The 20,270-nt window shown below is 57.7% G+C and carries 20 protein-coding genes; all 20 read left to right on the top strand.

Annotation, left to right across the window (positions count from 1 at the left end; translation table 11 throughout):
* Window positions 1-96 precede the first annotated feature (96 nt).
* A complete protein-coding gene (locus AC2FFE_RS06325) occupies window positions 97-1,077 on the top strand; it encodes an ABC transporter permease (protein ID WP_496817807.1) in 981 nt (326 codons plus the stop codon).
* A complete protein-coding gene (locus tag AC2FFE_RS06320; protein ID WP_496846176.1) occupies window positions 1,077-1,991 on the top strand; it encodes an ABC transporter permease in 915 nt (304 codons plus the stop codon). The genes AC2FFE_RS06325 and AC2FFE_RS06320 overlap by 1 nt, the downstream gene beginning before the upstream one ends.
* Window positions 1,991-2,971 (top strand): ABC transporter ATP-binding protein, encoded by a 981-nt coding sequence (locus tag AC2FFE_RS06315; protein ID WP_496846175.1) that lies wholly within the window; start codon window positions 1,991-1,993, stop codon window positions 2,969-2,971. The genes AC2FFE_RS06320 and AC2FFE_RS06315 overlap by 1 nt, the downstream gene beginning before the upstream one ends.
* Window positions 2,968-3,933, top strand: a complete 966-nt coding sequence (locus AC2FFE_RS06310) for an ABC transporter ATP-binding protein (RefSeq protein ID WP_496846174.1) — start codon at window positions 2,968-2,970, stop codon at window positions 3,931-3,933. The genes AC2FFE_RS06315 and AC2FFE_RS06310 overlap by 4 nt, the downstream gene beginning before the upstream one ends.
* A gap of 317 nt (window positions 3,934-4,250) precedes the next feature.
* On the top strand, window positions 4,251-5,834 hold the full coding sequence (locus AC2FFE_RS06305) for an ABC transporter substrate-binding protein (protein ID WP_496817811.1): 1,584 nt from the start codon (window positions 4,251-4,253) through the stop codon (window positions 5,832-5,834).
* A gap of 67 nt (window positions 5,835-5,901) precedes the next feature.
* Window positions 5,902-6,996, top strand: coding sequence for a M24 family metallopeptidase (locus tag AC2FFE_RS06300; protein ID WP_496846173.1), 1,095 nt, complete (start codon window positions 5,902-5,904; stop codon window positions 6,994-6,996).
* Window positions 6,996-8,003 (top strand): ABC transporter permease subunit, encoded by a 1,008-nt coding sequence (locus tag AC2FFE_RS06295; protein WP_496817813.1) that lies wholly within the window; start codon window positions 6,996-6,998, stop codon window positions 8,001-8,003. The genes AC2FFE_RS06300 and AC2FFE_RS06295 overlap by 1 nt, the downstream gene beginning before the upstream one ends.
* Window positions 8,003-8,905 carry an ABC transporter permease subunit gene (locus AC2FFE_RS06290; protein ID WP_496817814.1) on the top strand — a complete coding sequence of 301 codons (903 nt, stop codon included), beginning with the start codon at window positions 8,003-8,005 and terminating at the stop codon, window positions 8,903-8,905. The genes AC2FFE_RS06295 and AC2FFE_RS06290 overlap by 1 nt, the downstream gene beginning before the upstream one ends.
* A 4-nt stretch (window positions 8,906-8,909) precedes the next feature.
* Complete coding sequence (locus AC2FFE_RS06285) at window positions 8,910-9,887, top strand: ABC transporter ATP-binding protein (protein WP_496846172.1); 978 nt, start codon at window positions 8,910-8,912, stop codon at window positions 9,885-9,887.
* On the top strand, window positions 9,884-10,843 hold the full coding sequence (locus AC2FFE_RS06280) for a dipeptide ABC transporter ATP-binding protein (protein WP_496846171.1): 960 nt from the start codon (window positions 9,884-9,886) through the stop codon (window positions 10,841-10,843). Before AC2FFE_RS06285 ends, AC2FFE_RS06280 begins: the two co-directional genes overlap by 4 nt.
* A 223-nt stretch (window positions 10,844-11,066) precedes the next feature.
* Entirely contained in the window at window positions 11,067-11,867 is an 801-nt protein-coding gene (locus AC2FFE_RS06275) for a transporter substrate-binding domain-containing protein (protein ID WP_496846170.1), read from the top strand.
* Window positions 11,868-11,939: 72 nt separating this feature from the next.
* Complete coding sequence (locus AC2FFE_RS06270; protein ID WP_496817818.1) at window positions 11,940-12,602, top strand: amino acid ABC transporter permease; 663 nt, start codon at window positions 11,940-11,942, stop codon at window positions 12,600-12,602.
* Window positions 12,603-12,613: 11 nt separating this feature from the next.
* Complete coding sequence (locus tag AC2FFE_RS06265) at window positions 12,614-13,276, top strand: amino acid ABC transporter permease (RefSeq protein WP_496817819.1); 663 nt, start codon at window positions 12,614-12,616, stop codon at window positions 13,274-13,276.
* Complete coding sequence (locus AC2FFE_RS06260) at window positions 13,273-13,995, top strand: amino acid ABC transporter ATP-binding protein (protein ID WP_496817820.1); 723 nt, start codon at window positions 13,273-13,275, stop codon at window positions 13,993-13,995. Before AC2FFE_RS06265 ends, AC2FFE_RS06260 begins: the two co-directional genes overlap by 4 nt.
* Before the next feature lie 39 nt (window positions 13,996-14,034).
* Window positions 14,035-14,994, top strand: coding sequence for a dihydrodipicolinate synthase family protein (locus tag AC2FFE_RS06255; RefSeq protein WP_496817821.1), 960 nt, complete (start codon window positions 14,035-14,037; stop codon window positions 14,992-14,994).
* Window positions 14,985-15,917, top strand: coding sequence for a 4-hydroxyproline epimerase (locus AC2FFE_RS06250; RefSeq protein WP_496846169.1), 933 nt, complete (start codon window positions 14,985-14,987; stop codon window positions 15,915-15,917). The genes AC2FFE_RS06255 and AC2FFE_RS06250 overlap by 10 nt, the downstream gene beginning before the upstream one ends.
* A 63-nt stretch (window positions 15,918-15,980) precedes the next feature.
* On the top strand, window positions 15,981-17,231 hold the full coding sequence (locus AC2FFE_RS06245; RefSeq protein ID WP_496817823.1) for an NAD(P)/FAD-dependent oxidoreductase: 1,251 nt from the start codon (window positions 15,981-15,983) through the stop codon (window positions 17,229-17,231).
* A 15-nt stretch (window positions 17,232-17,246) separates the two neighbouring features.
* A complete protein-coding gene (locus tag AC2FFE_RS06240) occupies window positions 17,247-18,350 on the top strand; it encodes a cis-3-hydroxy-L-proline dehydratase (protein ID WP_496817825.1) in 1,104 nt (367 codons plus the stop codon).
* A 7-nt stretch (window positions 18,351-18,357) separates the two neighbouring features.
* Window positions 18,358-19,383 carry a trans-3-hydroxy-L-proline dehydratase gene (locus AC2FFE_RS06235; RefSeq protein WP_496817826.1) on the top strand — a complete coding sequence of 342 codons (1,026 nt, stop codon included), beginning with the start codon at window positions 18,358-18,360 and terminating at the stop codon, window positions 19,381-19,383.
* Between the two features lie 179 nt (window positions 19,384-19,562).
* Window positions 19,563-20,246 (top strand): GntR family transcriptional regulator, encoded by a 684-nt coding sequence (locus AC2FFE_RS06230; protein WP_496817827.1) that lies wholly within the window; start codon window positions 19,563-19,565, stop codon window positions 20,244-20,246.
* Window positions 20,247-20,270 lie beyond the last annotated feature (24 nt).

Genomic DNA, 20,270 nt, shown 5'->3' with positions numbered 1-20,270 from the left:
CAAATGGGAGGCTCTGGCCGCACCGCTCCTTGCCCAAAGGCCCGCCTGATCGGGGCTTGCGGGGCGCCGTGCATCCGAACCTGGAGACCAAAGCCAATGTTAGCCTATATCATCCGCCGTATCATGCAGTCCGTTCTGGTGCTGTTTGTGGTCGGCCTTGTGGCCTTCTCGATGTTTCGCTTTGTCGGCGATCCGATTGAGAACATGCTGGGGCAAGAGCGGACAGCCGAAGACGTAGAGCGTTTGCGCACCGAATTGGGCCTGGATCAGCCCTTTCCCGTGCAATACTGGCGCTTTCTTGAGAACGCCGCCCACGGCAATTTCGGGCTGAGCTATCGGCAGGGGCGGCCCGTTGCGGAAATCCTGTTAGAGCGTGCGCCTGCGACATTGGAACTTGCGCTGGTATCCGGAACGCTGGCCATTGTGATGGGCATCGGGCTGGGCGTCTATACGGCGATCCGGCGCGATGGCTGGATATCCAACACGATCATGACAGCCTCATTGATCGGGGTATCGTTGCCCACCTTCCTGATCGGAATTGTTCTGATCTATGTGTTTTCGGTCGAGCTTGGCTGGCTGCCATCTTTCGGAAGGGGTGAGACGGTCAAGATTGGCCAATGGTCGACCGGTTTTCTGACCAAGAGCGGCCTTCTCTCGCTCATCCTGCCTGCGATCACGCTGGGCCTGTATCAGATGACCTTGATCATGCGTCTGGTGCGATCCGAGATGCTCGAGGTTCTGCGCACCGACTACATCCGGTTCGCCCGTGCCCGTGGTCTGCGTGAGCATGTGGTCTATTTCCACCACTCTCTGGTCAACACATTGGTGCCAGTGATCACCATTATCGGCCTTCAACTCGGCAGCATCATCGCGTTCGCGATTATCACCGAAACGGTCTTTCAGTGGCCCGGTGTCGGTTTGCTGTTCATCAATGCGGTTCAGTTTGTCGATATCCCGGTCATGGCGGCCTATCTGATGCTGATTTCGGTTCTGTTTGTCGCCATCAACCTCATCGTTGATCTGTTCTACTTCCTCATCGACCCACGCCTGCGGACCAGCAAGGCAGGAGCACACTGATGCACAAACTTCACAACATCTGGCAATCTGATCTGGCCTGGAATTTCCGCAACTCGCCTGTTGCGCTGGTTTCCGCGTTGATCGTGCTGATCTTGGTGCTGGCGGTGGTGTTTGCCCCGTTTATTGCACCACACAATCCGTTTGACCCGGCCACGTTGAACCTGATGAACGGTTTCACCAAGCCCATGGAGCCCAACGCATTTACCGGTGACGTCTTTCTGCTGGGGACCGATGATCAGGGCAGGGATGTGTTGTCCACCATTCTTTACGGGATGCGTATTTCGTTGATGGTTGGGGTGTTGTCCGTTGCCCTGGCCATGGTCCTTGGCATCGTTCTGGGGCTGATTGCCGGCTATGTCGGCGGGTGGACGGAAACCATCATCATGCGGATCGCTGATGTGCAACTTACCTTTCCGTCGATCCTTGTCGCAATGCTGATCTTCGGGATTGCCAAAGGAATAACACCGGTTGAATACCGCGATCAGGTGGCCATCTGGGTTCTGATCCTGGCCATTGGTCTGGGCGAATGGGTACAGTTTGCGCGTGTCGTCCGCGGTGCCACCTTAGTGGAAAAGAACCGGGAATATGCGCAGGCGGCGCGGCTGATCGGGCGTTCCAAGTGGGTCATTATGATCCGCCATCTCCTCCCTAACGTGCTGTCACCGGTTTTGGTTATTGCCACCATTTCACTGGCTCTGGCCATTATCGCCGAAGCGACGCTCAGCTTTCTGGGCGTGGGTGCGCCGCCTACACAGCCTTCGCTGGGAACCCTGATCCGCATTGGCCAAGGATTCCTTTTTTCGGGTGAGTGGTGGATCCTGTTGTTCCCGGCCCTCACACTTCTGACACTTGCGCTGAGCGTGAACATGCTGGGTGACTGGCTGCGCGATGCCCTTAATCCAAAGCTGCGCTGATGACTGAACCTGTCCTGTCCATTCGAAACCTTGTTGTTGAAATCCCGACTCGTCATGCCCGGCTTTGTGCCACTGATAAGGTCAGCTATGATATCGCCCCAGGTGAAATCCTTGGTGTCGTCGGCGAAAGCGGTGCGGGGAAGTCCATGGCCGGAAACGCTGTTATCGGCCTGCTGAACCCGCCTGCCCGGATCACCGGGGGCGAGATCTGGCTGAATGGTCGGCGCATCGACAACCTGCCACGCGAACAGATGCGGCGGTTGCGCGGGAAAGAGATCGGGATGATCTTTCAGGATCCGCTGACATCGCTTAACCCGCTGATCAAAATCGGGGATCAATTGGTCGGAACGATGATCGAACATCTGGGCCTGACTCGCTCTGACGCCCGCAGCCGGGCTATTGCCGCGCTTGAGGAGGTCGGTATTCCGGCGGCGGCCGAGCGGATTGACAGTTACCCGCATGAATTCTCTGGAGGTATGCGCCAAAGGGTGGTGATTGCGTTGGCCCTGTGTGCCGAGCCGTCGCTGATCATCGCGGATGAACCCACAACCGCGCTGGATGTCTCGGTGCAGGCTCAGATCATCGCGTTGCTCAAACGATTGTGCCGCGAGCGTGGCACCGCAGTTATGCTGATCACCCACGACATGGGAGTGATTGCAGAGGCCGCTGATCGCGTCGCGGTCATGTATGCGGGTCGGATGGCTGAGATCGGCGATGTGCGGGACGTGATCATGCGCCCTCGGCATCCTTATACCGATGGGCTGATGGGGTCGACACCATCCGCGTCGGCAGGTCAGCGCCGGCTGCGTCAGATCCCCGGTGCGATGCCACGGCTTCACAGTCTGCCGCAAGGCTGTGCCTTTGCGTCGCGCTGCGAATGGGCCACCGGGCGATGCGGCAGCAACCCGCCTCCTACACTTGAGGCTGACGAGGGCCGGTCCGCCTGCTGGCACGCAATTAAATTGGAGGGCGCAGCATGACCACCATCGTTTCCGTAGACGAACTGACCAGGGTTTTTGATGTCTCGAAACCCTGGTTGAATAGGGTCTTGGAGCGCCTGCCCAAATCCCATCTGACCGCCGTTTCGGATGTCAGCTTCGACATTCAGGAAAAGACCGTTTACTCGCTGGTCGGTGAAAGCGGATCGGGCAAATCGACCATTGGTAAGATGGTTGTGGGCCTTTTGCAGAACTCCGGTGGTTCGGTCGAAATCTCGGGCGTTGATTTAACGCGTGAGAAAGACGCAGCGGCCGTTGCCAAGGCCCGGGATGCGATCCAGATGATTTTTCAGGATCCGTTTGCCTCGATGAACCCGCGTTGGCGGGTCCGTGATATCATCTGTGAACCTGTCGTCGCCAAGGGCGGAGACAGCAAGGGGATGGCCGAGCGATTGTTGGAGCAGGTCGGCCTATCGGCTGAGGATGCAGACAAGTTCCCGCATGAGTTCTCGGGCGGGCAACGTCAACGCATCTGCATCGCCCGCGCGCTGGCCTCCCAGCCCCGGCTGATCGTCTGCGACGAGCCAACATCGGCACTGGATGTTTCCGTTCAGGCGCAGGTGCTGAACTTGATGAGCGACCTGAAGGATGACCTTGGCCTGACATACCTGTTCATCAGCCATGACCTAACGGTTGTGCGCCATATCTCTGACCGGATTGGTGTTCTTTATCTGGGCAGGTTGGTCGAAGAGGCAGCGCCTGATGACCTGTTTGAATCTCCCAAACATCCCTATACGCAGATGTTGCTGGCCGCTGCGCCAAGGATGGATGCGTGCGGTCGCGAGGTAGAGCCACCCAAAGGCGAAATCCCCGATCCGATCAATCCGCCAACCGGTTGCGCCTTCCATCCACGCTGCCCGATGGCGACAGAGGTCTGCGCCCGCCTGCGGCCCGAGATGCGATCCCTCAATGGCAGTCGCGTCGCATGCCATCTTGCGGGTTAGAGCGGCACCCGGCCAGTATTTTACATAGCCCCTAGGTGCGGCCCATAGGTCCTTCCGGGTTGCGCCTATGGGATTTTGGTAAGCCACATACCATCGTGCAAGCACGGCTTGGTTATGCGTGATGAGGCCGTTTGGCCGATACGATCAACCCTTAAATCAATGCCTTGGTCCGCGCCGGCGGGCCCTTTCAGCTGCCCTTGGTTGCGAACGCCATTCTCTGTTGACAGTCGATAATGTATAATGGATACATTATGCAATATCAAAATGGCCACACCGGCATAACGAGGCAACAGCTGCCCGCTCAAAGGGAGACCCACATGAAACTGAAACTGTACGCTGCAACTGCTGCGATTGCCTTGTCGGCTGCCGCGGCACAGGCCAATACGCTTGTCTACTGTTCCGAAGGATCGCCGGAAGGGTTTGATCCGGCCCTGTTCACCGCTGGCACGACATTTGATGCATCCTCGCATCCGATCTACAACCGTCTGCTTGAGTTCGAAACCGGCACGACCAACGTGATCCCCGGCCTGGCCGAAAGCGTGGAAGCCAGTGATGACGGTTTGGAATACACCTTCAAGCTCCGTCAGGGTGTCAAGTTCCACTCGAATGACGAGTTTACCCCGACCCGGGATTTCAACGCGGATGATGTAATTTTCTCGTTCATGCGTCAGAAAGATGAGGCGCATCCCTACAATCAGGTTTCGGGCGGCACGTGGGAATACTTCCAGGGCATGGGTATGCCGGATCTGGTTGAGTCGATCGAAAAAATCGACGACTACACGGTCAAGTTCACCCTGACCAAGCCCGAAGCGCCGTTTGTTGCCAATATGGCGATGGATTTTGCCTCGATCCTGTCTGCCGAATATGCGGATGCCATGATGGCCGCAGGCACGCCTGAAAAGATGAATACAGCGCCTATTGGCACGGGCCCGTTCTCATTCGTGGCGTATCAGAAGGATGCGGTGATCCGCTATGCCCAAAACGCCGATTACTGGAAAGCACCAGCAGATGTGGAAAATCTGATTTTCGCGATCACCCCGGACGCGTCGGTGCGCTACCAGAAGCTGAAAGCGGGTGAGTGCCATATCATGCCGTATCCCAACCCCGCCGATATTCAGGCGATGCAGGATGACGCAGACATCAACATGATGGAGCAAGAAGGCCTGAACGTCGGGTACCTGGCTTATAACACGACTATGGAGCCGTTCGACAACCCGAACGTCCGCAAGGCGCTGAACATGGCGATCGATAAGAATGCCATCATCGACGTGGTGTTCCAAGGGTCTGGGCAGGTGGCCAAGAACCCGATCCCGCCAACCATGTGGAGCTATAATGACGCCATCATCGATGATGCATATGATCCTGAAGCGGCTAAGGCCATGCTGGACGCCGAAGGCGTTTCTGATCTGTCGATGAAGATCTGGGCGATGCCTGTACAGCGCCCCTACAACCCCAATGCACGCCGTATGGCGGAACTGATCCAGGCAGATTTTGGCAAAGTGGGCGTGGATGTCGAGATCGTGTCCTATGAATGGGGTGAATACCTGTCGCGTTCGAAGGAGTTGAACCGCGACGGTGCGGTTCTACTGGGCTGGACTGGCGATAACGGCGATCCAGACAACTTCCTGGCCGTGCTGCTGGGATGTGATGGTCGCGAAGCCTCGAACCGTGCGCAGTGGTGCCACCAGCCGTTCGAAGACTTGATCCTGAAGGCCAAGCAGACCACCGATCAGGCTGAACGGACCAAACTGTATGAAGACGCGCAGGTGATCTTCAAAGAGCAGGCACCCTGGGCGACCATCGCACATTCGGTTGTTTACATGCCGATGCGCAATGAGGTGCAGGGGTACAAAGTGCACCCGCTGGGAGGCCACATCTTCTACGGTGTGAGCGTCGAGTAAGCCACCACTCACTTGCCAAAGCCGCCCGGTGGCGGCTTCGGTTTTCTCTATGAGGAGGTCGGCACAAATGCCGGATTTGTCCGAGTACCGCCAATTGGCAAAGACCCTGTCAGTGGATGCCGTGGCGCTTGTGCCCGGCCCGAATTTTACCCGCGCCTTGGGAAAGCCCTTTATGAGCCATGAGCGGCCTTTTGTGGTCGTGATCCCGGCAGAAGGAGCACCCGCAACGGTCGTGCCCAATCTTGAACTTGGATCGTGGGAACTGGTGGGTTTTGAAGGCGCCGTTTTCGACTGGTTCGATCAGCGCGGGTATGATGACGCCTTTGCAGCTCTGGCCGATCACATGCCGCTTGGCTCGCTGGCTGTTGAGGGGCAGGTTATGCGGGTCTTTGTGTCTAAGGCCCTTACCAACGCTATGCCCAATCTGCGGATTGTGGATGCCGAGCGTGAGATCTCGGGTTTGCGGATTTGTAAAACCGAAGACGATATCGCGGCATTGCAGGCGGCAATTGATATCTCGGAGCGTGCGCTGACACATGTGATTGCTGATGTACGCGCGGGTCAAACCGAAGTGCAGATCGAACAGGCCCTGCTTCAGGCGCTGTTTGCTGAAGGTGCAGATTCTCTGGCGTTTGCACCGATCGTTGCAGCAGGGGATAACTCGGCACGCCCGCACGGCAAGGCGCGGGCGGATTACCGGATCAAACCGGGCGATGCGCTGTTGTTTGATTTTGGCGCCCGCAAACATGGATTTGCAGCCGATATCACGCGTACTTTCTTTGTCGAAGAGGTCTCGGACGAGGGCAGGGATGTCTACGATACCGTCCTGCGCGCCAACCTTGCGGGGTTCGAAGCCTGCCGCCCCGGTGTGACGGCCCATGATATCGACGATGCCGTGACCGGCGTGCTTGAGGCCTCGCCCTATGCGGATCGTATCCGCACAAAAACGGGCCACGGGCTAGGCCGGGATGTGCACGAGGCGCCCTACATCATGCGTGGAAACCACCAGGAAATTTTGCCGGGCATGGTCTGGACCAATGAGCCAGGGCTCTACGACCTCGGAAACTTTGGCGTTCGCATTGAGGATGATGTTCTGGTGACCGAACAGGGGTGCCGGTCACTGACCAGCTTCCCCAAAAACCTCACACTCATAGGTCGCTGATGTTTGGTTACTTTCTGACCCGGCTGGGAATGTTCATCCCGACCTTTCTGGGTGTAACGCTGATCTCATTCATGTTCATCCGGGTGCTGCCCGGCGATCCGATCATCGTCATGGCTGGTGAGCGCGGTATGACCGAAGAACGTTATCAGGAAATGGTCGAGAAGCTGGGCTTCGACAAGCCAGTCCTGCAGCAATATTGGGACTATCTTGTTGGTGTTCTGCAGGGTGATCTTGGCGAAAGTTTTGTTACCAAGAAACCTGTCTGGGATGAGTTCTTTGCGCTGTTCCCTGCAACGCTTGAGCTGTCGATCTGTGCCATGATCTTTGCCGTGGCTTTGGGTTTGCCAGCCGGGGTAATTGCTGCGGTGAACCGTGGTAAATTCTTTGACCGGGCGCTGATGTCGTCGGCCCTGATCGGGTATTCGATGCCGATCTTCTGGTGGGCGCTGCTGCTGATCATCGTGTTCTCGGGCAATTTAGGGTGGACTCCGGTTTCGGGCCGGATTGACCTTTTGTATTACTTCCCAAGTGTCACGGGTTTCATGCTGATTGACAGCCTGCTGTCCGGGCAATCGGGGGCCTTTGGTTCAGCCGTGCGGCACCTGATCCTGCCAACCATCGTGTTGGGCACGATTCCCTTGGCAGTCATCGCGCGCCAGACCCGGTCTGCAATGCTGGAGGTGTTGGGCGAAGACTATATCCGAACCGCGCGTGCCAAGGGTCTGTCTCCGGCACGGATCAACGGGCTGCATGCGCTGCGCAATGCGCTGATCCCCGTGATCACCGTTATTGGCCTGTCGGTCGGAACCTTGCTGGCGGGCGCAATCCTGACCGAGACGATCTTTAGCTGGCCGGGTATCGGCAAGTGGATGGTCGATAGCATCTTTCGCCGTGACTATCCGGTGGTGCAGGGCGGCCTGCTGATGATCGCTGTGATAGTGATGCTGGTGAACCTGGCTGTTGATGTCCTTTACGGCATAATCAACCCCAAAATCCGGAGGCGGTGATGGCCGAGTTGTCCGCAAACACGCCCAAAACCGAAGACCGCCCCAGCGCCCTGCGCGAGTTCTGGTATTACTTCAGCGAAAACCGAGGCGCGGTCTTTGGCTTATGGATATTCCTGGCCTTTGTCTTTTGTGCCGCATTTGCGCCCCTGCTGGCCCCCTATGACCCGACGGAACAATTCAGAAGCCACATCCTGCAACCGCCGGCCTGGCAAGAAGGGGGCAGTTGGGCCTTTCCGCTGGGCACGGACCCGCTGGGCCGGGATATGCTGTCGCGGTTGATCATGGGGTCGCGCTATTCCTTCTTTGTGGGCATCGTCGTGGTCTGCGTTGCGGTGACCGGTGGCGTGATCATCGGGCTGTTGTCCGGGTTTGCGCCAAAATGGGTCGATACGCTGATCATGCGGGTGATGGATATCATCCTGTCCTTCCCGTCCCTGCTGCTGGCGCTGGTGCTGGTGGCCATCCTCGGGCCGTCGCTGACCAACGCAATGATCGCAATTGCGATCGTGTTTCAGCCTCACTATGTGCGCCTGACCCGGGCTTCGGTTCTGTCCGAACGGCAAAAGGATTATGTGACCTCGGCCCGCGTGGCCGGGGCGGGCAAGGCTCGGTTGATGTTCAAAACCGTGCTGCCGAACTGTCTGGCGCCGATCATCGTGCAGGCGGCGCTGTCCTTTTCGACCGCCATTCTGGACGCCGCCGCGTTGGGTTTTCTGGGCATGGGCGCGCAGCCGCCCACGCCAGAATGGGGCACGATGCTGGCCGAAGCGCGCGAATTCATCCTGCGCGCCTGGTGGGTGGTGACCTTTCCGGGCCTTGCCATCCTGATCACGGTGCTTGCCATCAATCTGATGGGTGACGGTCTGCGCGATGCGCTGGACCCGAAGCTGAAGCGGAGCTGATGATATGAGCCTTTTGGATATCCGAAACCTCACCGTTGAATTCGCAACCGCATCAGGCAGGTTCCGCGCCGTGGATGGCGTTGACCTTTCAGTCGACAAGGGTGAGCTGATGGCTATTGTCGGCGAAAGCGGATCGGGCAAATCCGTGTCGATGCTGGCGTTGATGGGCCTGCTGCCCTGGACCGCCACGATTACTGCGGACCAGCTGAGTTTTGAGGGTATCGATCTGACCCGAACTTCGGCCCGGGACCGGCGCAAGATCGTCGGCAAAGACATCGCGATGATCTTTCAGGAACCGATGTCGTCACTGAACCCCTGCTTCACAGTCGGGTTTCAGATCAAAGAGGCGCTGCGCATCCATCTGGGTCTGAACCGTAAAGATCGTCACCAGCGGGCGATTGAGCTGTTCGACCAGGTCGGCATCCCTGCACCGGAAAGTCGTCTGAACACCTTCCCGCACCAGATGTCGGGCGGGATGAACCAGCGGGTCATGATTGCCATGGCCATCGCGTGCAAGCCCAAACTGCTGATCGCGGATGAGCCGACCACGGCGCTGGATGTCACCATTCAGGCGCAGATACTGGATCTATTGGTCCGTCTGCGGGATGAACAGGGGATGGGTCTGGTTCTGATTACCCATGATATGGGTGTTGTGGCTGAAACGGCCGAACGGGTACAGGTTCAATATGCGGGCCAAAAGGTCGAGGAGCAGCTGGTCAAAGACCTGTTCCGCACCCCTCGCCACCCTTACACCTCGGCCTTGCTGAGTGCCTTGCCAGAGCGGGCGACATCCAAGATGCTGCCGACGATACCCGGTGTGGTGCCTGGTCAGTTCGACCGGCCCCAAGGGTGCCTGTTCAGTCCAAGATGCAGGTTTGCAGATGACCTGTGCCGCGCAAAACCACCCGCGCCCCATGACGGCGCCTTTGGCAAGGCTCGCTGCCATCATGTGAAAAAGATCACAGCCGGAGATTTGGCATGACCGCACCTGTCGTCAAAGCGACTGCCTTGGCCCGTCATTACACGGTAAAGGGCGGCTTGTTGTCGAAACCGGCAACGGTCAAGGCGTTGTCCGGCGTGGATTTTGAACTCCAGTCCGGCAAAACGCTGGCCATTGTGGGTGAATCCGGCTGCGGCAAGTCCACGCTTGCGCGGGTGGTCACGATGATCGAAGAACCAACCTCGGGCACACTGACGATCGACGGGGTCGACATCACCCCATCGAAATGGGCGCAAACGCGTGAAACGGTGCAGATCGTGTTTCAGGATCCTTACGGCTCGTTGAACCCGCGCCACCGGATCGGGCAGATTCTGCAGGAACCGCTGATCATAAACCGTCCCGACTTGTCCGCTGCAGAGCGTGAGGCACAGGCCCGTCAGATGATCGAGATGGTGGGTCTGCGGCCCGAACACTATGACCGGTATCCGCACATGTTTTCGGGCGGTCAACGTCAGCGGATCGCAATTGCCCGCGCCTTGATGTTGAACCCACGGGTGCTGGTGCTGGATGAACCTGTGTCAGCGCTGGATGTGTCTATCCAGTCGCAGATTTTAAACCTGCTTGTCGAATTGCAGGAGCGTCTGAACCTCGCTTACCTGTTCATTTCGCACGACCTTTCCGTGGTCAAACACTTCGCCGATGATGTGATCGTGATGTATCTGGGCCGTGCTGTCGAAAAGGCACCTAAAGAGCAGCTATTCGCCGCCCCGCGTCATCCCTATTCCAAGGCCCTGCTGTCGACAACGCCGCGCGCCGATCCCGAAGCGCGCAAAGACCGGATCAAGCTTGAGGGCGAATTGCCTTCGCCGATGAATGTCCCAAAAGGCTGCGCCTTTGCACAGCGGTGTTGGTTGGCGACCGAAGCCTGCCGCAGCGCGCCACCCGAACTGAGCGGTGAGGTGCATCAGGTGGCCTGCTTGAACCCATTGACGGCTTAAAACCACCGGCTGACCCTATGGGTTTGCCGGTTTCAACTTTAGTTCACTAGGGCCGTTTCAGCCGTACCGCTAGTTGTCGCCTGCGCCCATTTTTGCGTTCAGGCATGGGCGCGTGTTTCCTCTTATTCCGCAGATCATCACAAACACATTTCAAAAACATTATACTGGATGTTGGATACAATATCCTTTATATATCTTGATCACAAGATTCAGGGAGGAACACATGTTGAAGAAAATCGCTGCCATCGCAGCTCTGACGACCTTTGCGGCTATTCCCGCTGCTGCGGATACGCTTGACGATGTCGTGGATCGCGGCACGCTGCGCTGTGGCGTCGTGCTTGATTTTCCGCCAATCGGGTATCGGGATGCGAATAACGAACCGGCCGGTTTTGACGTCGAATACTGCAATGACCTTGCCGCCGCGTTGGAGGTTGAACCGGAAATTCTGTCGGTGACATGGGCCGAGCGTCTGCCGGTCATCGTAACCGGGCGCGCCGATGTCGTCTTCGGCGCAACCTCGGACAGCCTGGAACGGGCACGGACCGTTGGATTCACCATCCCCTATGCAATTTACTACGCTCAAGGTGTGGTAAATGCAGACAGTGGTATCGAAACCTTTGAGGATATTCGTGGCAAGCGCGTGGCAGCCGCCATCGGTACAGTGCCGGAACAGGAATGGCTGAAAATCGCCGCCGAATGGGGCGAGGAAGGTAACTATCAGGGTTATCAATCCGAAAACGAAGTGTTCCTGGCCGTGGCGCAAGGCAAGGCGGATATCGGTATCACCACAAATACCGCTGTTCTGCCAATCACGCAGCAATATGAAACCGTTTTGGCGGGCCCGCGCATGCCCTGGACCACCGACTACACCTCGGTTGTGGGGAAACGGCAGGACGTGACCTGGCTGAACTTCCTGAACCTGTTCGTGACGCATCAGGTGCGTTCGGGCCGTTATCAGGAGTTGTGGGGCAAGTATGTCGGTGGCGACGCGCCCGAGCTGCGCATTCCCGGCGTGATGTACTGATCGCATCCCAACATCTCTCCCGTCCGGCCCCAGCCGGGCGGGAGAGTTGCCCCATTTCCATGAGGGAAAGCCGTGTTCGACTATAACTTCCATTGGCGGCCCGTGATGAAAAGCCTGCCGGATCTGCTGGAAGCGTCATTGCTGACGCTGCAGGTCGCGGTGCTGGCGATGATCCTTGGTATTGGTGTCGGCCTGTGCCTGGCGCTGGCGCGTCTGCACCTGAAAGGCCCGCTTTATTGGTTTGCGTCGGCCTGGGTCGAACTGGCCCGCAATACGCCAGCGTTGTTCCAGCTGTTCTTTTTCGGCTTCGGGCTTGGCGCGTTTGGCCTGCACCTGTCGCCGTACTTTATCGTCCTGGCTGGGCTGACCTTCAATTGCGCCGGTTATCTGGCTGAGAATTTTCGCGGCGGGTTTCAGGCTGTTCCTGAAACACAACTGAGGGCATCGCGATCCCTAGGTATGACCGCCTGGCAGGCTTATACGCGCGTGGTGATTCCGCAGGTGTTTCGTATCGTCTATCACCCGATCACCAATCAGATGGTCTGGGCCGTGCTGATGTCTTCGCTGGGGATGTTGGTCGGATTTCGGGAACTGTCGGGCGAAACCCAGTTCTTCGCCTCGCGCACTTTCCGCATCTTTGAATACTTCGCGGTCACCGCGGTCATCTATTACGTGATCGTCAAAATCATCCTTATCGCCTCGCGCCTGCTGGCGGCGCGGCTGTTCAGATACTGAAGGGGGCACAGATGGAACCCACTGTCAGGTTCTTCAGCGGCTTTAACATCAACGATCTGTGGTTTCTGGGCGAAGCCGCGTTGCGGACGCTCTGGATTTCGGTGTTGTCGATTTCTATCGGCACGGTTTTTGGCGTGATATGCGGCTGGATCCTGTACGAGGGCAAGCTGGCGGCGACGCTGACGCTGGCCCCGGTTCTGGACATATTCCGCTCGGTTCCGCTGATCATTCAACTGGTCCTGTTTTATAACTTCGCGCCCATTGTTGGGCTGAACCTGGACCCGTTCGCCTCGGGCGTGGTGATCCTGTCGATCTACACTGCCGCTTTGGTGGCGAATGTTGCGCGCGGCGGGATCGAGGCTGTTGGAACACCCATGCGCCGGGCTGCGCGCAGCCTGGGCATGAGCTATTGGCAGGACCTGCGTTACGTCGTCTTTCCAATCGGCGGGCGCGCCGTGTTCCCGGCCTGGGTCGGGGTCGCGCTGGGTGTCATGAAAGACAGCGCATTGGTTTCGGTGCTGGGCTATGTCGAATTGCTCAAGGCCAGCCAGATCCTGATCACCCGCACGCAGGAGCCGTTCCTGATCCTGACAATCGCGGGCGCGTTCTATTTCGCGCTCAGCTATCCGATTTCGCGCTATTCCGCGTCTCTTGAAAAAAGGTGGGCCCAATGATCGAAATTCGTGATCTGCATAAGTATTTTGGCGCGCTTCATGTTCTGAAAGGCATCGATCTGGACGTCCAGAAAGGCGAGGTCCTCTCGGTGATCGGCGCGTCCGGGTCCGGTAAATCAACCCTTTTATATTGCATCAACGGGCTGGAACCCATCCAACAAGGCGCAATTGCGGTCGATGGTACCGATGTGCACGCAAAAGGCACTGACATCAACAAGCTGCGTACAAAGCTTGGCATGGTGTTTCAGCAATGGAACAGCTTCCCGCACCTGACGGCGTTGGAAAACGTTGCGCTGGCCCCAAAACTTGTCAAAGGCAAATCAAAGCAAGAGGCCAAAGACATTGCTACTCAGCAACTGACCCATGTGGGCCTGGGCGAGAAGCTCAATGTTTACCCATCGGCCCTATCAGGTGGTCAGCAGCAGCGCCTTGCCATCGCGCGGGCCTTGGCGATGGAGCCGGAATACATGCTGTTTGACGAAGCGACCTCGGCCCTTGATCCCGAACTGGTGGGTGAGGTTCTCGATACCATGCGCCTTTTGGCCGAAGAAGGCATGACAATGATCTGTGTGACACATGAGATGGGTTTCGCCCGCGATGTATCGGACAGGGTTGCTTTTTTCCATCAGGGCGTGATGGAAGAGATTGGCCCACCCGGCCAGATCTTTGGTGATGCACAGTCCGAGAATACACGCAAATTTCTGGCCAATGTGCGCTAAGCAGTTTGACCAGACGACACGTTAAGGAAGGTTACGTTCATGTCCCAGAATATTTTCACCGGCACGATGCCGGCCCTGATGACCCCGTGCAAACCGGATCGGACACCGGATTTCGACGCGCTGGTGAAAAAGGGCAAGGAAATGATCGCGGCAGGTATGTCGGCTGTCGTGTATTGCGGTTCGATGGGCGACTGGCCATTGCTGTCAGATGCTGAGCGTATGGAAGGTGTTGAGCGTTTGATCAACGCTGGGCTGCCCGTTGTCGTCGGCACGGGTGCGATCAACTCCAAATCTGCGGTGGCGTTGGCGGCACACGCTCAAAAGGTCGGGGCGGCCGGGCTTATGGTGATCCCGCGCGTGCTGTCGCGCGGCTCGTCGATTGCGGCACAGCGGAACCATTTCAAGGCGATCCTATCAGCGGCCCCGGACATACCTGCAATCATCTACAACAGCCCGGTCTATGGCTTTGCAACCCGTGCCGATCTGTTTCTGGAACTGCGCGCTGACCACCCCAGCCTTGTTGGGTTCAAGGAATTCGGCGGCAAAGGCGATCTGCGCTATGCAGCAGAGCATATCACGTCCAAAGATGATCAGGTCACCCTGATGGTTGGTGTGGACACCGAGGTCTATCATGGCTTCGTCAATTGTGGCGCTACCGGTTCGATCACCGGCATCGGCACCGCGCTGCCGCGTGAGGCGCTGTTGCTGGCGGCGTTGTGCCAAAAGGCAGCCGCAGGTCACGCAGAGGCACGTCAGCGTGCGCTGGAACTGGAAGAGGCGTTTGGCGTGCTGGCCAGCTTTGACGAAGGTACAGATCTGGTGCTCTACTACAAATACCTTCTGGTGCTGAACGGTGAAGAGGAATACCGCTTGCATTTCAACGAAACAGATGAGCTGACAGACGCGCAGCGCAACTATTGCGAACAGCAATATGCCCTGTTCCGCGCGTGGTTCAAAGATTGGTCCAAACAGGGCGGGATCATCGCTGAATGCATGTGATCGACAGCCACACAGGCGGGATGCCCACACGTGTGATCCTGGATGGCGGCCCTGATCTGGGTTCGGGGTCTCTGGCTGAACGCGCCCATCGTCTAGCGACAGAGCATGAGGCGTTTTGCAAATCCGTCCTGCTGGAACCGCGCGGTCAGCCAGGCATGGTTGGGGCGCTGCTGGTTGATCCGCAGGGTCCGGGTAGCGAAACAGGCGTAATTTACTTCGACGCTGATGCGGTGCTGGGCATGTGTGGTCATGGCACTATTGGTTTGGCGGTGACGCTGGCTTATCTGGGTCGGATCACCCCGGGCAGGCATGCATTTGAAACCCCAGCAGGTCTGATTTCGGTAGACCTGTTGGATGCGAATACCGTCCGCGTGACCAATGTTGAAAGTCGCCGGGTGCGTGCCTCTGTTGCGGTGGAAGTTGCGGGCCAAGGGCAGGTAATCGGAGACCTGGCCTATGGCGGGAACTGGTTCTTTATCGTTGATCCAAGTCCAATCGCTGTGGAGCCGGGCAACATCCGCGACCTGGTCGATCTGGCGATCGCCATTCGCAAAGCGTGCATCGCGCAAGGTGTCACGGGCGAAAACGGTGAGCTTGTGGACCATGTAGTGTTGCAGGGGCAATCCGATGTCGCAGGTATCCATAGCCGCAACTTTGTGCTGTGTCCCGATGATGAATATGACCGTTCGCCCTGTGGAACCGGCAGTTCTGCCCGCCTGGCTTGCCTTGCGGCCGATGGGGTGCTGGCACCGGGTGAAGAGATCGTTCAGGAAAGTGTTATCGGCAGCCCTTATCGGCTGAGCTATCAGCCGGGTGCAAATGGCGGCGTGATCCCTAGCCTGACCGGGCGGGCCCATGTCATGGGGGAAGGTAAGTTGATTTTCGCAAAAGATGATCCGTTTCGGGCCGGCATGGCCTTTTGATACGCTGATCCGGGGCCAGAGCGATCTGACCCTATGGCAAACATAATGTGAGAGCACTCAAGCATGCAGCCTAGCACTCAACCGGATATTGTCGTGATCGGAGCCGGTCTGATCGGGATCAGCACGGCGCTGGCGTTGCAAAAGCGCGGCAAACAGGTGTTGGTGCTGGATCGTGAAGCGGTTGGGGCGGGGGCCTCGAAAGGCAATGCCGGGGCGTTTGCTTTTCCCGATATCGAGCCGCTCGCGACTCCGGGTATCATGCGTAAAGCGCCGAAATGGCTGATTGATCCCTTGGGGCCATTGTCGATTCCGCCCTCTTATGCGCTGAACATAGCGCCCTGGATGCTGCGGTTCTGGCGCGCCAGCTGGCGGGACCGCTATGCCGCATCAATAACTGCCCAAGCCGCGTTGATGAAGCACTGCCGAGCCGCGTTGGAACGTCAGGTCGCGGATGTGGATGGTGAGGCTTTTCTCCAGCGCGATGGTCAGTTGCTGCTGTTCGAAAGCGAGTCCGAGTTTCGGGCCAGCCTCTCCACCTGGGAGCTGCGCAAAGAACACGGTATCCCTTTCGATTTGCTGGAGGGTCCAGAGGCGATCGCCGAGATTCAGCCGGGTCTGGATCGCAGATTCACCCATGCAGGCTTTACGCCAACTTGGCTGAACACCCTAGACCCCGCTAGGTGGACCAGTCATTTGGCCAAGCAGTTCACATCGCGCGGAGGAGAGATCAGGATCGCGGGTGTTTCTGCGCTGACACCTATCGACCCCGGGGTGCGGGTAACGGCCAGCGAGGGTGAGTTAACCGCCGGGCAAGTCATTGTCTCTGCAGGCGCATGGTCGCACCAGTTGGCGGCAACGATAGGGGACCGTATCCCGTTGGAGACCGAGCGCGGATACAATACCACGCTGCCCGAAGGTGCCTTTGATCTGCGGACGCATCTGACCTTTGGCGGACATGGCTTTGTCGTGTCGCGGATCAATGGCGGTGTGCGTGTCGGTGGCGCGGTCGAGCTGGGGGGGCTACAACTTGCGCCCAACTTCAAGCGGGCTGATACCTTGCTGAACAAGGCAAAACGCTTCATGCCGGGCTTGAACGCAGACGGTGGCACGCAATGGATGGGTTTTCGCCCGTCGCTGCCTGACAGCCTTCCGGTCATCTCTCGTTCGGCCCGTTCTCCGCAGGTTCTTTATGGCTTTGGGCATGGCCATCTGGGGCTGACCCAATCGGCCGGTACAGCGGAACTGATCGCTGATCTGGCCATGGGTCACGAACCGGATATCGACATGGCACCCTATGCTTCGACGCGTTTCTAATCTGGAGGATGACCGATGAAGATCACCGGAATGAATGTCTATCAGGTGGATCTGCCGCTGAAAGAGGGCCGATACAGTTGGTCCAATGGCAACTTCGTCGAGGTCTTTGACAGCACCGTTCTGGAGGTTATCACAGACGAAGGTCTGCGCGGATACGCTGAATGCTGCCCGTTGGGCTCGGCCTATCTGCCATCATTTGCATTGGGCGTCCGGGCAGGGCTGGCTGAACTGGCGCCGCATCTGATCGGGCAGGATCCCCTGAACATCGGGCAGATCAACCGCACCATGGATGCGGCTCTGCGTGGCCATCCCTATGCCAAGGCTCCCGTCGACATTGCGTGTTGGGATTTGTTGGGCAAGGCCACGGACCAACCGCTTTACACCCTTCTCGGAGGCGCGGCGCAGGATGATGTGGTGCTCTACCGCGCCATCAGCCAGGAAGCGCCCGACCTGATGGCAAAGAAGATCGAAGGCTATGCCGCTGAAGGTTATACCAAGTTTCAGCTGAAAGTTGGAGGCGAGGCCAATGAGGATATTGACCGTATCCATGCCACTCGCGCGGTTCTGAAAAAGACCGACATTCTGGTCGCCGATGCCAATACCGGCTGGACCCGTCATCAGGCCGCACGAGTGGTGGGTGCGATTGCCAATCTGGATGTCTATGTGGAACAGCCTTGCCTGACCTATGAGGAATGCGTCTCGATCCGTCGTCGCACGGTATTGCCGTTTGTTCTGGACGAAGTGATCGACACCCCAAATACGCTTGTCCGCGGCATTGCTGAAGATGCGATGGATGTCATCAACCTAAAGATCTCGAAGGTTGGCGGCCTGACCAAGGCGCGCCAGATGCGGGATTTATGCGTGGCGCATGGTATCCCGATGACCATTGAAGACACCTGGGGTGGTGACATCACAACCGCAGCCATCGCCCATCTGGCTCGCTCGACGCCGCCGGAATTCACCTTTTCAGCGACCGATTTCAATTCCTACGGCACAGTCGATATCGCAACCGGTGCACCCAAACGCATAAATGGTCGAATGACCGCCCCGGATCGGCCCGGTCTGGGGGTTGATCCGATCTATGACGCCTTGGGTGAGCCTGTCGCGCAGTATAATTGAGGGTCAGATGCGCAGCAGCAAAACCGTTCATGTCATTTCTGCCCATGCAGAAGGAGAAGTGGGGGACGTCATTGTCGGCGGCGTGGCCCCGCCGCCGGGCAAGACGCTCTGGGATCAGCGCAGCTTTATTGCTCAGGATCAGACCCTGCGCAATTTCGTGCTGAACGAGCCCCGTGGCGGAGTGTTCCGGCATGTCAATCTACTGGTGCCGCCCACGCATCCAGAGGCTGATGCCGCCTGGATTATCATGGAGCCGGAAGACACGCCGCCCATGTCCGGATCAAATTCGATCTGCGTTGCGACCGTGTTGTTGGATAGTGGAATCATTCCCATGCGCGAACCCGAAACCCATATGGTGCTTGAAGCGCCCGGAGGGTTGGTGCGGGTGCGGGCGGAATGCCGTGACGGCAAGGCGCAACGTATCTTCGTGCAGAACTTGCCGAGCTTTGCGGATAAACTCTCGGTCCCTCTGGAGGTTCCGGGCCTGGGTACACTCACAGTGGACACTGCTTATGGTGGTGACAGTTTTGTCGTCGTCGATGCGCAGGCACTGGGGTTCGAGATTGCAGAACACGAAGCCCGCGATATCGCCCGGACGGGCGTGCGGATCACCAATGCGGCCAATGAACAGCTTGGTTTCTCGCACCCCGAAAACGCGGATTGGAACCATATCTCGTTCTGTGCATTTTGCGGGCCGCTGTCTTCGACAGAGACCGGACTGACCAGCAAATCCGCCGTCGCCATCCAGCCCGGTAAGGTGGATCGGTCGCCAACGGGCACTGCGGTTTCCGCGCGTATGGCATTGATGGCTGCGAAAGGGGTGATGGCACAAGGTCAAACCTTCGAAGCGATCTCGATCATCGGGTCCCGCTTCACCGGGCGCATTCTGGGCAAGACTACGGTCGGCGGTGGTGAAGCCATCATTCCTGAAATCGGCGGCCGGGGTTGGATCACAGGTATCCACCAGCACATGCTGGATCCTGATGACCCATGGCCGGGGGGCTACCGTCTGTCCGACACCTGGGGCGCCTGAGGCATGCGGGCCCGTTTGCGCGGTTCGGTATTCATCACTTGATCTAATGGGATATTGGATACACAATAAAAGTAAGAGTATTCAAACCTATGCGAGGATGCCGGATATGCGGTTTTGCTTGGAAAAACTGCCGCTAATCGCTACGCGTATCTTCGGACCGTAACCGGGCAAGGGAAGAAATGGCAGGAAAACGCGCGATCACCAAACAAAGCCTTCCAGACGTCATCGCAAATGACCTGCGTGAACGCATTCTCAGTGGTGAACTGGCGGAAGGCGAGACAATTCGACAAGAGGCGCTGGCCGAAGAGTATGACGTGTCACGGATGCCGATACGAGAGGCATTGAAACGTTTGAATGCCGAAGGTCTTGTTCAGTGGACCAACAATCGTGGTGGATCGGTCACCAAACACTCCCTCAGCGAAATCGGCGAGATATTTGATCTGCGCAGCCTGATCGAAGTTGATCTGTTTCGTCGGTCCATCCCTAAAATGGATGCCAGTGACTTCACCCGCTGTGAAGAGATTCTGAGACAGATGGAAACATCTTATGACGACAACGACGTCAGCAGATGGGGGATTTTGAATCATGAATACCACTCGGCGCTTTATACAGCCTCGGATCGCAAGCTGACCCATGAACTACTGGACCGCATCAATTTGCAGTCGGACCGCTATGTAAGGATGCATCTGAGCGTCATGAAGCAGCGCGAACCCGCAAAGATGGAACATCGGGATCTTCTGCAACTGGCCCGGGAAGGCAAGGTGGAAGACGCCTGCGAACTTCTGACATCACATATTCGGCGCACGAAAGATCAGTTGCTTGAGATGATCGCCTCAAAGCGTGCTGATGAGGACCTTAGATAATTTCAAAAAGGTCGGTGCCTCGCT

Source organism: Ruegeria sp. YTSA168 (assembly GCF_059610045.1).
Note: the sequence above shows the minus strand (reverse complement) of the source record. Positions and strands in the feature narration are given on the sequence as shown.

Excerpts from the sequence above, each read along its gene's own strand:
- AC2FFE_RS06325 (WP_496817807.1), top strand. The coding sequence starts at position 97 with ATGTTAGCCTATATCATCCGCCGTATCATGCAGTCCGTTCTGGTGCTG.
- AC2FFE_RS06320 (WP_496846176.1), top strand. The coding sequence starts at position 1,077 with ATGCACAAACTTCACAACATCTGGCAATCTGATCTGGCCTGGAATTTC.
- AC2FFE_RS06315 (WP_496846175.1), top strand. The coding sequence starts at position 1,991 with ATGACTGAACCTGTCCTGTCCATTCGAAACCTTGTTGTTGAAATCCCG.
- AC2FFE_RS06310 (WP_496846174.1), top strand. The coding sequence starts at position 2,968 with ATGACCACCATCGTTTCCGTAGACGAACTGACCAGGGTTTTTGATGTC.
- AC2FFE_RS06305 (WP_496817811.1), top strand. The coding sequence starts at position 4,251 with ATGAAACTGAAACTGTACGCTGCAACTGCTGCGATTGCCTTGTCGGCT.
- AC2FFE_RS06300 (WP_496846173.1), top strand. The coding sequence starts at position 5,902 with ATGCCGGATTTGTCCGAGTACCGCCAATTGGCAAAGACCCTGTCAGTG.
- AC2FFE_RS06295 (WP_496817813.1), top strand. The coding sequence starts at position 6,996 with ATGTTTGGTTACTTTCTGACCCGGCTGGGAATGTTCATCCCGACCTTT.
- AC2FFE_RS06290 (WP_496817814.1), top strand. The coding sequence starts at position 8,003 with ATGGCCGAGTTGTCCGCAAACACGCCCAAAACCGAAGACCGCCCCAGC.
- AC2FFE_RS06285 (WP_496846172.1), top strand. The coding sequence starts at position 8,910 with ATGAGCCTTTTGGATATCCGAAACCTCACCGTTGAATTCGCAACCGCA.
- AC2FFE_RS06280 (WP_496846171.1), top strand. The coding sequence starts at position 9,884 with ATGACCGCACCTGTCGTCAAAGCGACTGCCTTGGCCCGTCATTACACG.
- AC2FFE_RS06275 (WP_496846170.1), top strand. The coding sequence starts at position 11,067 with ATGTTGAAGAAAATCGCTGCCATCGCAGCTCTGACGACCTTTGCGGCT.
- AC2FFE_RS06265 (WP_496817819.1), top strand. The coding sequence starts at position 12,614 with ATGGAACCCACTGTCAGGTTCTTCAGCGGCTTTAACATCAACGATCTG.
- AC2FFE_RS06260 (WP_496817820.1), top strand. The coding sequence starts at position 13,273 with ATGATCGAAATTCGTGATCTGCATAAGTATTTTGGCGCGCTTCATGTT.
- AC2FFE_RS06255 (WP_496817821.1), top strand. The coding sequence starts at position 14,035 with ATGTCCCAGAATATTTTCACCGGCACGATGCCGGCCCTGATGACCCCG.
- AC2FFE_RS06250 (WP_496846169.1), top strand. The coding sequence starts at position 14,985 with ATGCATGTGATCGACAGCCACACAGGCGGGATGCCCACACGTGTGATC.
- AC2FFE_RS06245 (WP_496817823.1), top strand. The coding sequence starts at position 15,981 with ATGCAGCCTAGCACTCAACCGGATATTGTCGTGATCGGAGCCGGTCTG.
- AC2FFE_RS06240 (WP_496817825.1), top strand. The coding sequence starts at position 17,247 with ATGAAGATCACCGGAATGAATGTCTATCAGGTGGATCTGCCGCTGAAA.
- AC2FFE_RS06235 (WP_496817826.1), top strand. The coding sequence starts at position 18,358 with ATGCGCAGCAGCAAAACCGTTCATGTCATTTCTGCCCATGCAGAAGGA.
- AC2FFE_RS06230 (WP_496817827.1), top strand. The coding sequence starts at position 19,563 with ATGGCAGGAAAACGCGCGATCACCAAACAAAGCCTTCCAGACGTCATC.